At 59.0% G+C, this 13,217-nt stretch carries 6 protein-coding genes and 3 pseudogenes; 8 read left to right on the top strand and 1 reads right to left on the bottom strand.

Going from position 1 to position 13,217, the window contains the following annotated elements:
• Nucleotides 1-138: 138 nt before the first annotated feature.
• The 3 genes and pseudogenes from ACMX3H_RS11495 to garR form a co-directional block, all read left to right on the top strand.
• A pseudogene (locus tag ACMX3H_RS11495) lies at nt 139-1,180 on the top strand (MFS transporter); the annotation flags it as partial.
• Between the two features lie 60 nt (nt 1,181-1,240).
• Nucleotides 1,241-2,011: a 2-dehydro-3-deoxyglucarate aldolase gene (gene garL / locus ACMX3H_RS11490; RefSeq protein ID WP_415210942.1), complete on the top strand. Its 771-nt coding sequence runs from the start codon at nt 1,241-1,243 to the stop codon at nt 2,009-2,011.
• A gap of 81 nt (nt 2,012-2,092) precedes the next feature.
• A pseudogene (gene garR, locus ACMX3H_RS11485) lies at nt 2,093-2,875 on the top strand (2-hydroxy-3-oxopropionate reductase); the annotation flags it as partial.
• 55 nt (nt 2,876-2,930) lie between these two features.
• Here garR and barA read toward each other — a convergent pair.
• A complete protein-coding gene (gene barA, locus ACMX3H_RS11480; protein ID WP_415210941.1) occupies nt 2,931-5,705 on the bottom strand; it encodes a two-component sensor histidine kinase BarA in 2,775 nt (924 codons plus the stop codon).
• Nucleotides 5,706-5,765: 60 nt separating this feature from the next.
• On the opposite strand from barA, the pseudogene rlmD reads away from it, so the two are divergent.
• The 5 genes and pseudogenes from rlmD (at nt 5,766) to eno (ending at nt 13,076) form a co-directional block, all read left to right on the top strand.
• Nucleotides 5,766-7,102, top strand: a pseudogene (gene rlmD, locus ACMX3H_RS11475) (23S rRNA (uracil(1939)-C(5))-methyltransferase RlmD).
• A 9-nt stretch (nt 7,103-7,111) separates the two neighbouring features.
• Complete coding sequence (gene relA, locus ACMX3H_RS11470; RefSeq protein ID WP_415210940.1) at nt 7,112-9,346, top strand: GTP diphosphokinase; 2,235 nt, start codon at nt 7,112-7,114, stop codon at nt 9,344-9,346.
• 18 nt (nt 9,347-9,364) lie between these two features.
• Nucleotides 9,365-9,721 carry a MazG nucleotide pyrophosphohydrolase domain-containing protein gene (locus ACMX3H_RS11465; RefSeq protein ID WP_415210939.1) on the top strand — a complete coding sequence of 119 codons (357 nt, stop codon included), beginning with the start codon at nt 9,365-9,367 and terminating at the stop codon, nt 9,719-9,721.
• A 336-nt stretch (nt 9,722-10,057) separates the two neighbouring features.
• Nucleotides 10,058-11,689 (top strand): glutamine hydrolyzing CTP synthase, encoded by a 1,632-nt coding sequence (pyrG, locus tag ACMX3H_RS11460; protein WP_415210938.1) that lies wholly within the window; start codon nt 10,058-10,060, stop codon nt 11,687-11,689.
• An 85-nt stretch (nt 11,690-11,774) separates the two neighbouring features.
• Nucleotides 11,775-13,076, top strand: a complete 1,302-nt coding sequence (gene eno / locus ACMX3H_RS11455) for a phosphopyruvate hydratase (RefSeq protein WP_415210937.1) — start codon at nt 11,775-11,777, stop codon at nt 13,074-13,076.
• Nucleotides 13,077-13,217: the final 141 nt, after the last annotated feature.

Below are 13,217 nucleotides of genomic sequence, written 5' to 3'. Positions count from 1 at the left end.
CAAACCGGGATGGAAATAAAAGTTATTAAAATCAATACAATGTGAAAATGCAATGAGCATAAGCGTGTAACGTAGGTTTACTGTCTCATACAACAAACCCACCAATAATTCAAGACGTCCTCCACGGGGCGCTTACCCTTTTTACAAGGGTTCGTCGGTTTCTTCCCTATCGCCTATGCCGCTATGACGCTGTTTTTCCTGCGCTTCATGCTCGGTTTCTCGGAAGCGCCGTCATTTCCGGCTAACGCCCGTATCGCCGCCGCCTGGGTTCCCGACCCGTGAGCGCGGTACCGCCTCGGCCATCTTCAATTCGGCGCAATACTTCTCGTTGGCGATTTTCTCGCCGCTGCTGGGCTGGTTGACCTATACCTGGGGCTGGGAACATGTCTTTACCGTGATGGGGGTCGTGGGCTTCGTCCTGACGGTAATCTGGATTAAATTTATCCATAACCCGGATAAGCATCCCCAGGTGTCGGCGCAAGAGCTGGAATATATGTCCGCCGGCGGCTCGGTGGTGGATATGGACTCGCCCGCGGCCGGTAAAAAAGAGGGGCCTCGCTGGAGCGATGTGCGCCAGATGTTGACCAGCCGCATGATGCTCGGTGTGTTTTTCGGCCAGTATTTTATCAATAGTATCACCTGGTTCTTCCTCACCTGGTTTCCCATTTACCTGGTGCAGGACAAGGGGATGTCGATACTGAAAGTCGGCCTGGTGGCGTCGATTCCGGCGCTGTGCGGCTTCGCCGGCGGCGTGTTGGGCGGCATTGTGTCGGATAATCTGCTGCGGCGCGGGTTTTCGCTGACCGTGGCGCGTAAAATTCCCATCGTGCTGGGCATGCTGCTGGCGACCAGCATTATCTTGTGCAATTACACCGACAATACCGTCGTCGTGGTAGCGTTAATGGCACAGGCGTTCTTCGGTAAAGGCTTCGGCGCGCTCGGCTGGCCGGTGGTGGCGGATACCGCGCCGAAAGAAATGATTGGGCTGTGCGGCGGGCTGTTTAACGTGTTCGGTAACGTTGCCTCCATCGTCACGCCGCTGGTCATCGGCTATATGGTCAAAGAGTTGCATTCCTTCAACATGGCGCTGGTGTTTGTCGGCTGCTCCGCCTTGGCGGCAATGTTCTGCTATCTGGTGGTGGTAGGCGAAATCACACGTCTGGTGCTGAAAAAATCCTGACGAGGCGGCCGGTAACCGGCCGGCCGCGCCGCACTTTAGTCCACATGTAAGAGGATCATTATGAACAATCCATTACTGCCGAACCGTTTTCGTCAGCGTTTACTGCAAGGGGATACCCTGATCGGCTGCTGGTGTGCGCTGGCCAATCCGGTGTCCACCGAAGTGCTGGGGCTGGCGGGATTCGACTGGCTGGTATTGGACGGCGAACACGCGCCCAATGATATCACGACCTTCGTTCCGCAGCTGATGGCGCTGAAAGGCAGTCCCAGCGCGCCGGTGGTGCGCCCGCCCACCAACGAACCGGTGATTATCAAGCGTCTGCTGGATATTGGTTTCTACAATTTTCTCATTTCTTTCGTCGAAACCGAGGAACAGGCGCTACGGGCCGTATCGTCCACGCGCTATCCGCCCGCGGGCATCCGCGGCGTCTCGGTTTCCCACCGCTGCAATAATTACGGCACCGTGCCGGAGTATTTCTCGCTGATTAACGACAACATTACCGTGCTGACGCAAATCGAGAGCCAGGACGGGGTGGACAATATCGATGCCATCGCCGCGGTGGATGGCGTGGACGGTATTTTTGTCGGCCCGGGAGATTTGTCGGCGGCGCTGGGCTACCTCGGGGCGCCCAACCACCCCGAAGTGCAGCGGGTGATCCAGCACATTTTCGCCCGTGCGCGTGCGCAGGGGAAACCGAGCGGCATTCTGGCGCCGGCCGAAGCCGATGCCCGGCGCTATTTGGATTGGGGCGCGCGCTTTGTCGCCGTCGGCAGCGATTTGGGAGTGTTTCGCAGCGCGACCCAGTCCCTGTACGACAAATTCAAAGGCTGAGCGTCTGGCACTAAGCGCAAAATGCTGAACGCCGAGCGCTAAACGCCACGGCGCCACGTCAATTACACGAGTCAAGAGGATGTTACGATGAAGATTGGATTTATTGGCCTGGGGATCATGGGTAAACCGATGAGTAAAAATCTGCTGAAGGCGGGTTACGCATTGGTCGTGCTGGATCGCAACACCGAATCGGTTGAGGAAATGGTGGCCGCCGGCGCCGAGCGGGCGACGTCGCCGAAAGCGGTGGCCAAGCAGTGCGAGGTCATCATTACCATGCTGCCCAACTCACCCCATGTCAAAGAGGTGGTGCTCGGTGAAAATGGCGTGATAGAGGGGGCCAAAGCCGGCAGCGTGGTCATCGACATGAGTTCAATCGCGCCGCTGGCCAGCCGGGAAATTACCGCGGCCCTGGCCGAGAAACATATTCAGATGCTGGACGCGCCGGTAAGCGGCGGCGAGCCAAAGGCTATCGACGGGACGCTGTCGGTGATGGTCGGCGGCGATAAAGGCATTTTCGAGCACCATGTTGACATGCTCAAGTCGATAGCCGGCTCGGTGGTGCATACCGGCGACATTGGCGCCGGTAACGTCACTAAATTAGCGAATTAGGTGATTGTGGCGTTGAATATCGCCGCCATGTCGGAAGCGATGGTGCTCGCCACCAAGGCCGGCGTGGATCAGGAACTGGTGTATCAAGCGATCCGCGGTGGTCTGGCCGGTAGCACCGTGCTGGATGCCAAAGCGCCGATGGTGCTGGACCGCAATTTCAAACCCGGTTTTCGTATCGACCTGCACATCAAGGATTTGGCCAATGCGCTGGATACGTCCCACGGTGTGGGCGCACAGCTGCTGCTGACCGCCGCGGCTTGTCACGCCCAAGTCGGGAGGGGCGCGCGTTTTCACCCGGGTCGCCCGCTCGCTAACCGCTAAGCCAGGCGCGGGCGGCGATGCGCACGTTCTCGATCTCGTCGAGCATTTCCAGCCATTCCGGCTCCAGCGCCGCAACCTCGACGCCGCTGCGCAACTGCTGCTCAATATTTGCGCACAGCCGCCGCAGCCGCGGCACGCCGCTGCAGCTGCCGTGCAGCTTGTGGATCAAGCTGCCGATGTGCTCATCGTGCGCGCCGCTCGCCACCGCTTCCACCCGCTGTTTGATTTCGGGCAAAAACTCCAGCAGCATCCCCAGCATTTCCCGCGCCAAATCCGGTTTGTCCGCCGCCTGACGCAGCGCCAGCTGCCAATCGAGCGAAACATCCTGATTGCCGGCCGGCGCCGGCGGCGGTCTAACGTCGCCTGGCCCCTCGCGCGGCCCCGCGAGCGCCGCGCTATCGTGCACGCCGTGGCGCGATAGCAGCCGGCGCAGCATCGCTTCATCGATAGGTTTGGCCAGACAATGGATCATGCCGGCATCCAGCAGCCGCTGGCGTTCATCGCTAATGGTATGGGCGGTGACCGCCACGATCGGCGTATGGGCGTGTAGCGGCAGCTGGCGAATCAGCTCCGCGGCGCGCAGACCATCGATTTCCGGCATCTGGATATCCATCAAAATGATATCCAGCGGCTTTTTGCCGGCGTAGGCGATAGCTTCGGCGGCGCTGTTGCACAAAATAGTGTGCTCCACCTGCTCTTGTAGCAGGGCGCCGATCAGTTTGAGATTGGCGGGATTATCATCCACCGCCATCACGGTCAGCGGCAGGCAGGGCGTGCCGGCCTCGGGCTCGTCGCCCGGTCGCGGGGCCGGCGGCGATTGCAGCAGCGGTAGCAGGCGCTGGCCGGACACCGGTTTGGTCAGACAGGCGTCCGCGCCCATATGTTTTAGCAGCTCCGCCTCCACCATCCATGCGACCGGTAGCGCCAGGATGATACAGCGGGCATGGCCGCTCGCCCGCAGCAGCTCGTAGCGCATTTCCGGCAGCGACAGCGTCGCGGTCACCGGTTTACCAATAAGCAGAATATCCACCTGCGCATCGCCCAATGCGTCCAGATCGGGATAGTGACTGACCTCGAGCGGCGTGTCCGCCAAGAGTTCGAGTGTGGCCTGCGCCGACGCGCTGTTGGTCTCGATAAGCGCCAGACGCTTGTGCATCAGGGCATCGTAGCGGTGCGGGTCCACCCAGGCATGGCAGTTGATCTGCAGCGGAATATGGAACCAGAAGGTCGAGCCCCGGCCGGCGCGGCTGCGGAAGTTGATCTCTCCGCCCATCTCCCGCACCAGTTTTTGCGTAATCACCAGCCCCAGACCGGTACCGCCGTGGCGGCGGGTAATGCTGGCATCGGCCTGGCGGAAGGCCTGGAACAGCTGCGATTGCTGACGCGCGGCGATGCCGATGCCAGTATCGCGGATCTGCACGTTGATCTCCACCCGCTCCCGCTCGTGACCCTGGCGGCTGACGCGAATGATGATATGCCCTTGCTCGGTGAATTTGATGGCGTTGCCGATAAGGTTGGTCATCACCTGCTGCAGCCGCAGCGGGTCGCCGATGACATATTCCGGCACTTCGCGCTGTACCTGTAAAATCAGCTCCAGCCCCTTTTCGTGGGCGGTATGGGCCAGCAGGATCACGATTTCATCCAAAATGGCGCGCAGCGCGAAGGGAATGGTTTCTAACATCAGTTTGCCGGCTTCCAGCTTGGAGAAGTCCAGCACGTCGTTAATGATGCTCAGTAAATGATTGCCAGAACGCTCAATGGTTTGCAGATAATCGCGCTGGGTGGGGGAGAGCGGTGTTTTCAGCGTCTGGCGGGTAAAACCAATAACGCCGTTGAGGGGGGTGCGCAGCTCGTGAGACATATTCGCCAGAAATTCTGACTTGATGCGCCCCGCCTCCTGGGCGCGTTTTTTCGCCAGATCCAGTTCGACGTTCTGGATTTTCATTTGCTCGAGGGTCTCACGCAGATCCGAGGTCGCCTGATCGATATTCTGCTGCAGCTCTTCGTGGTAGGCGCTAAGCGACATCGCCATGGCGTTAATGCCGTTTTTCAACATATCCAGTTCGCCGAGCATGTAGCCTTCCACCCGGCTGTCCAACTGGCCGCGGCAGATGCGATCAACGGTGCTGACCATATTGTGGATAGGGCCCGTGACATCGCGTATCAACCGGTAAGCAAACAGCCCGGCGCAACAAAGGCACAAAAGCAACAGCAGCGTGGAAATAAACGCCTCTTTATATTGCTGCAGCCGCACCGCGTCCATATCGAGTTCGATAGCGATATAGCCAAGCGGTTTTATCGCGTCGCTGGCCGCACCGTAAGCGCGCTCGCCGTCCGGTAGACTGTCCTCGCGCATGATGGGCGTGCGCATGATGAGCGACGACCCCGAGCGCAGCAACGTTAGCCCCTCGGGCAGCGGCGCGCCGTCCGGCAGCTTTAGCCGCGCCATATTCTGTTGATAATTGGAGGTAACGAACAGGGTATTATTGACGTCGAACAGCGAGATGGACCGCACAATATCGGAGTGGTGGCGATGCAGCAAATTAACCAGGTGGCGCCCCGATTCGCGATTGTGAAACGTCATACCGTATTCGCTGGACAGCGCCAGCGGCTCGATAATGCTGGCGCCGGCGTCCACCAACTGATGCTGCAGCTCGTTATAGCGGTGGACGACAAAAAACGCGCTAATAAGCAGTAAGCCAATGAAAAGCGTCGGAGCCAGGATCAGTATCATCATCCGCGCGCGCAAGCTGTATTTGGTCATAGCGGTCCAATATGGGAGAATAGCGTCAGGCTCATTTCGCAAAGGCGTTTCCGGCAATCTATGGCGCAATTCTACTCTGCAAACCGTCGCGTGGCGACCCGGGAAAAAAGGGTCACGGTCCTGTGTGACCAACTGGATGCGTTCGGCCAGGGGCTGGCGCGCCACCGGGGCAAGGTCATATTCATCCCCGGGCTGTTGCCGGGGGAGCAGGCCGTGGTGCGTCTCACCGAGGATAAACGACAATACAGCCACGGCGAAGTGGTCCGCCGCCTGAACGACGCCCCCGACCGGGTCGCTCCCCGCTGCCCCCATTACGGGGTGTGCGGCGGCTGTCAGCAGCAGCATATCAGCCAGGCGCTGCAGCAGCGCACCAAGGCGGCGGCGCTGGCGCAGCTGTTTGCGCGCGAACAGCTAGACGCAGTGCCCGAGGTGGCGCAAATCGGATCCAGCGCCTATGGTTACCGGCGTCGCACGCGCCTGGGGCTGGTCTATCGCCCGAAATCCCGCCAACTTAGCATGGGTTATCGGCAGGCAAAGTCGAGCGATTTAGTCGATATTCACGCCTGCCCGATTTTGCGGCCGGCGCTCGAGCGGCTCATCGCGCCCTTGCGCGCCTGTCTACAGGGGCTGCGGGCCGTGGCGCATCTGGGGCATGTCGAACTGGCGGCGGCGGATAACGGTCCACTGATGGTGCTGCGCCACCTGCAACCGCTGGTGGAGGAGGATCGCCGCCGGCTGCTGGATTTCGCCGCCGCCCATCAGGTCAGCGTATGGCTCGCGCCCGACAGCGAACGCCTGGAATGCCTGAGCGGCGAGCCGCCCTATTATCAGATAGCGGCGCTGACGCTGCGTTTCAGTCCACGCGACTTCATCCAGATCAATGACGAGGTCAACCAGCAAATGGTGGCCCAGGCGCTGGATTGGCTGGCGCCGGCGCCCGGCGAACGGGTGTTGGATCTCTTTTGCGGCATGGGCAATTTTACCCTGCCGCTGGCGCGTTTGAGCGGGCAGGTCACCGGCGTTGAGGGGGTTGCGGCGCTGGTAGCGAATGGGCAATATAATGCGCAGAGTAATTCACTAGGCAACGTGACTTTTTTTCACGAAAATCTTGAGCAAGATGTGATGCATCAACCGTGGGCTGTGGGCGGATTTGATAAGATATTGCTCGACCCGGCCAGAGCGGGTGCGGCCGGCGTGATACCCCTATTGGCGGCGTGGCGCCGCAGCGCATTGTCTACGTTTCTTGCAATCCGGCGACGCTTGCGCGGGATAGCAAAATTTTATTGGCGGCAGGCTACACCCTGGCACGCCTGGCGATGCTGGATATGTTTCCGCATAGCGGCCATCTTGAGTCGATGGCGTTATTTATCAAGCGTTCCGGCATCTCTGCAAGATAGGGAGTGGGTATGGTTGCGGTAAGAAGTGCACATTTGAACCCGGCGTGCGAATTTGCCGTGGACGACTGGGTTGCCAGTCTGGGCCTCGCCAATCCGCAATCAAGTGAACGCCTGGCCGACACCTGGCGCTACTGCGAGCAGCGGTGCAAGGACCACCCGGATGCCCCCCTGCTGCTGTGGCGCGGCATTGAAATGGTGGAAATTCTGTCCATGCTCAGTATGGACAACGACAGCCTGTGCGCGGCGCTATTGTTCCCGCTGGCCGATGCCGGCGTGGTGGAAGAGACGGTGCTGGAGGCGGAATTCGGCAAGAGCATCGTTGAACTGGTACACGGCGTGCGCGATATGGACGCCATCCGCCAGTTGAAGGCAACCCATAATGATTCCATGGCGCCGGAGCATGTGGATAACGTGCGCCGCATGCTGCTGGCGATCGTCGAGGATTTCCGCTGCGTGGTGATAAAGCTCGCCGAGCGTATCGCCCATTTGCGTGAACTGAAGGATGCGCCGGAAGACGAACGGGTGCTGGCGGCAAAAGAAAGCACCAATATTTATGCGCCGCTCGCCAACCGCCTCGGCATTGGCCAGCTCAAGTGGGAGCTGGAGGATTTCTGCTTCCGCTACCTGCATCCCGATGAATACAAGCGCATCGCCAAGTTGTTGCACGAGCGGCGTATCGACCGCGAACAGTATATCGAGGATTTTGTCGCCTCCCTGCGCAAGGCCATGCAGGAGGAAGGGCTGAAGGCCGATATCTACGGCCGGCCGAAACACATCTATAGCATCTGGCGCAAAATGCAGAAAAAGGCGCTGGAATTCGACGAGCTGTTCGACGTGCGCGCGGTGCGGGTGGTGGTGGAGCGTCTGCAGGACTGCTATGCTGCGCTCGGCATTGTGCATACCCATTTTCGCCATTTGCCGGATGAGTTCGACGACTACGTCGCCAACCCGAAACCCAACGGCTATCAATCGATCCATACCGTGGTATTGGGCCCGCGCGGCAAAACGCTGGAAATCCAGATCCGCACGCGCCAGATGCATGAGGACGCCGAGCTGGGGGTGGCCGCGCACTGGAAGTATAAAGAGGGCGGCACCGCCCTGACCGGCGGCCGATCCGGCTATGAGCAGCGCATCACCTGGCTGCGCAAGCTGCTGGCCTGGCAGGAAGAGATGGTGGACTCCGGCGAAATGCTCGACGAGGTGAGCAGCCAGGTGTTTGACGATCGCGTCTATGTGTTTACGCCCAAAGGGGACGTGGTGGATTTGCCGGCCGGCTCCACGCCGCTGGACTTCGCCTACCATATCCATAGCGATGTGGGCCACCGCTGTATCGGTGCTAAAATCAGCGGCCGTATCGTGCCCTTCACCTATCAGTTGCGTATGGGCGATCAGGTCGAAATCATCACCCAGAAACACCCGAACCCGAGCCGCGACTGGCTGAATCCCAACTTGGGTTATGTCACCACCAGCCGCGGGCGCTCCAAAATCCATAACTGGTTTCGCAAGCAGGATCGGGATAAAAACATTGCCGCCGGCCGCCAACTGCTGGAAGAGGAGCTGGAGCATCTGGGCATCAGCGTGCGCGAGGCGGAAAAACTGCTGCTGCCACGCTACAACGTCAATACGCTCGATGAACTGCTGGCGTCCATCGGCGGCGGCGACGCGCGCATCAACCAGATGGTCAATTACCTGCAGAGTAAGCTGAACAAGCCCAGTGCCGAAGAGGAAGACAAACAGGCGCTGCGTCAGCTGACGCAGAAAACCCCACCGGTGCCGCGCAACCGCGATAACGGCCGGGTGGTGGTGGAGGGGGGAGGCAACCTGATGCACCATATCGCCCGCTGCTGCCAGCCGATCCCGGGAGACGATATCACCGGTTTTATCACCCAGGGACGCGGCATTTCCATCCATCGTGCCGATTGCGAGCAACTGGCGGATCTGCAGGCCAACGCGCCGGAACGCATTGTGGACGCGGGGTGGGGCGAGAGCTACTCCAGCGGGTATTCGCTGGTGGTCAGAGTGACCGCCAACGACCGCAGCGGCCTGCTGCGCGACATCACCACCATTCTCGCCAACAAGAAGGTCAACGTGCTGGGGGTTGCCAGCCGCAGCGATGTGAAGAAACAGTTGGCCACCATTGATATGGATATCGAGATCTATAACCAGCAGGTGCTGGGGCGGGTGCTGTCGAAACTCAACCAACTGCCGGACGTCATTGACGCGCGTCGGCTGCACGGTAACTGACTCGTCAAAGGATGCTCTATGTCTGAACCGCATGCCGGCGCTGCGCTGCACCGGCTGTTGACCATCATGACCCGTCTGCGTGACCCGCAGGCGGGCTGCCCCTGGGATAAAAGCCAGACCTTTGACTCCATCGCGCCCTGCACGCTGGAGGAGACCTATGAAGTGCTCGACGCCATCGCGCGGCGCGACTTTGGCGACCTGCGCGCCGAACTGGGCGATTTGCTGTTCGCCACGGTAAATCTGTCGCGCCATCTGGGCCAGACGGCGGAAGTCGCTCTGCAACAGGCCAACCGCAAATTCGAGCGTCGCTTCCGCCAGGTGGAAGCGATTATTGACGCGCAGGGGCTTACGCTTACTCAGGCGAGCCTGGAGTAAATGGAAGATGCCTGGCAGCAGGTCAAGCGCCGGGAAAAGAGGCGTAACCGGGCGCCGCCGACCCAGCCCGCGACTTCGCGACGAAGGCAGGCGTTCCGGTGGCAGGTGACGTACCGCGGTGGTTGACGCGCCGCGACAGGGGATACGGCCAGTTTGTTGTCTATGTAATTGTTATTTAACATGTTTACCCTCATCTCGCCGGGCGGGGCGGTGCGCGGTCGGCAACGGGGCGCGGGCGAATGAGCAAAACGAATATTTGTGGCGCAATGCGGCTTCAGATATACTGTTTTCCCGTCTTGGTTATTCCGTCTTTACACCTAATTTCTCAGGTTCAGCATGACAACAAACTATATTTTTGTAACCGGTGGGGTCGTCTCCTCCTTGGGTAAAGGCATTGCCGCAGCCTCCCTGGCGGCTATTCTCGAAGCCCGGGGCCTTAACGTTACCATCATGAAGCTGGACCCCTACATCAATGTGGATCCGGGTACCATGAGCCCTATCCAACACGGCGAGGTTTTCGTGACCGAAGACGGCGCCGAAACGGATCTGGACTTAGGGCACTATGAGCGCTTCATCCGTACCAAAATGTCGTGCCGCAACAACTTCACCACCGGCCGCATCTATTCCGACGTGCTGCGCAAAGAGCGCCGCGGCGACTATCTGGGCGCCACCATTCAGGTAATTCCCCACATCACTAACACCATTAAAGAACGCATTATCGAAGGCGGCGAAGGCCATGATGTGGTACTCGTGGAAATCGGCGGTACGGTGGGGGATATTGAATCGCTGCCGTTTCTGGAAGCCATTCGTCAAATGGCGGTGGAAGTCGGACGCGAGCACACCCTCTACATGCATTTGACCCTGGTGCCTTATATGGCGGCGTCGGGGGAGGTGAAAACCAAGCCGACCCAGCATTCGGTGAAAGAGCTGCTGTCCATCGGTATCCAGCCTGACGTGCTGATATGCCGTTCCGATCGGTCGGTGCCCAACAACGAGCGGGAGAAAATTGCTTTATTCTGTAACGTGCCGGAAAAGGCGGTGATTTCGCTTAAAGATGTTGATTCAATTTATAAAATCCCGGCGCTATTGAAATCGCAAGGGCTGGACTATTATATTTGTAAACGATTCAGCTTGAACTGTCCCGAGGCGGATCTGTCAGAATGGGAGCAGGTGATTTATCAACAGGCGAATCCGGTCGGTGAAGTAACCATTGGCATGGTCGGTAAATATATCGAGTTGCCGGACGCCTATAAATCGGTTATCGAGGCCCTGAAACACGCCGGACTGAAAAATCGCCTGACAGTAAATATCCGCCTGATCGATTCTCAGGATGTTGAAACCCGCGGCGTCGAAATTTTGAAAAATTTGGACGCTATTCTTATCCCCGGCGGCTTCGGCTACCGCGGCGTGGAGGGTAAAATCCTGACCGCGCAATACGCGCGCGAGCAAAAGATCCCGTACCTGGGCATCTGCCTGGGCATGCAGGTGGCGTTAATCGAATTTGCTCGCCACGTGGCGGGGATGCAGGATGCCAACTCCACCGAATTTGTGCCAGACTGTAAGTATCCGGTAGTGGCGCTTATCACCGAATGGCGCGATGAGGACGGCAATGTGGAAATGCGCAGCGAACAAAGCGACCTGGGCGGCACGATGCGCCTCGGCAGCCAACCCTGCCATCTGGCGGACGGCAGCCTGGCGCGAGCATTGTACGGCGAGGCCACCATCATGGAACGCCACCGACATCGCTATGAAGTCAACAACATGCTGTTGAAACACATTGAGGCCGCCGGGCTGCGCGTCGCCGGCTGGTCGGGAGATAATAAGCTGGTGGAGATTATCGAATACCCGGATCATCCGTGGTTTGTCGCCAGCCAGTTCCACCCGGAGTTCACCTCGACGCCCCGTGATGGTCATCCGTTATTCGCGGGCTTCGTCAAAGCCGCGGGCGACTATCAAAAACGGGCGTAGAAATAAAAACAGGGGGCGGCCTGAGCGCGAGCGGCGCCGGCAGCCCGTCAGGAATTGTGTTTTAACTTGTACTGAGGAAATACGAATGTCCAAAATTGTAAAAGTCATTGGCCGTGAAATCATCGACTCCCGCGGAAATCCGACCGTAGAAGCAGAAGTACACCTGGAGGGTGGTTTCGTTGGTCTGGCTGCCGCGCCGTCGGGTGCCTCCACCGGCTCGCGCGAAGCGCTGGAGCTGCGTGACGGCGACAAATCCCGTTTCCTGGGCAAAGGCGTCACCAAAGCGGTTGACTCGGTGAACGGTCCTATCGCTCAGGCCCTGACCGGTAAAGACGCCAAAGATCAGGCCGCTCTGGATAAAACCATGATCGACCTGGACGGCACCGAAAACAAATCCAAGTTTGGCGCCAACGCCATTCTGGCCGTGTCGCTCGCCGCCGCCAAAGCTGCTGCCGCCTCCAAAGGCATGCCTTTGTATGAGCATATCGCGGAGCTGAACGGCACCCCTGGCAAATTCTCCATGCCGCTGCCGATGATGAACATCATCAACGGCGGTGAACACTCCGATAACAACGTCGACATCCAGGAATTCATGATCCAGCCGGTCGGCGCAAAAACCGTTAAAGAAGCGGTGCGTATGGGCTCAGAAGTGTTCCACAATCTGGCCAAGGTTCTGAAAAGCAAAGGCATGAACACCGCCGTGGGCGATGAGGGTGGCTATGCGCCGAACCTGGAATCCAACGCCGCGGCGCTGGCCGCTATCAAGGAAGCGGTCGAGAAAGCCGGTTACGTGCTGGGTAAAGACATCACCCTGGCGATGGACTGCGCGGCCTCTGAATTCTTTGAGGAATCTACCGGCAACTACAACCTGAAAGGTGAAGGCAAAACCTTTACCTCGCAGGAGTTCACCCATTACCTGGAAGATCTGACCAAACAGTATCCGATCGTTTCCATTGAAGATGGCCTGAACGAGTCCGACAGGGACGGTTTTGCTTACCAGACCAAAGTGCTGGGCGACAAAATCCAGCTGGTGGGCGACGATCTGTTCGTTACCAATACCAAGATCCTGAAAGAAGGTATCGACAAGGGTATCGCCAACTCCATCCTTATCAAATTCAACCAGATTGGTTCGCTGACCGAAACGCTGGCGGCGATCAAGATGGCCAAGGATGCCGGTTATACCACCATCATTTCCCACCGTTCCGGTGAAACCGAAGACGCGACCATCGCCGACCTGGCGGTAGGGACTGCGGCTGGCCAGATCAAAACCGGTTCGATGAGCCGTTCCGACCGCGTGGCGAAATACAACCAGCTGATTCGCATCGAAGAAGCCCTGGGTGAGCGCGCGCCGTTCAACGGTCTGCGTGAAGTGAAAGGCCAGGCGTAAGCCTGGCATGCGACTCCGCTCTGGGCCCAGACGCCCCGGAGCGGAGCCTGAAAGCGTTCCGGCCCGCTTCGGCGGGCCTTTTTATTCACAGCTGCGGCCCCTGCTGGCGAATTCCGACGGGCAGGCAATACTCAGTCTTAT

This window comes from Sodalis sp. (in: enterobacteria), assembly GCF_047607725.1.
GTDB lineage: Bacteria > Pseudomonadota > Gammaproteobacteria > Enterobacterales > Enterobacteriaceae > JBLKSS01.
This window is presented reverse-complemented; position numbering and strand designations above follow the sequence as displayed.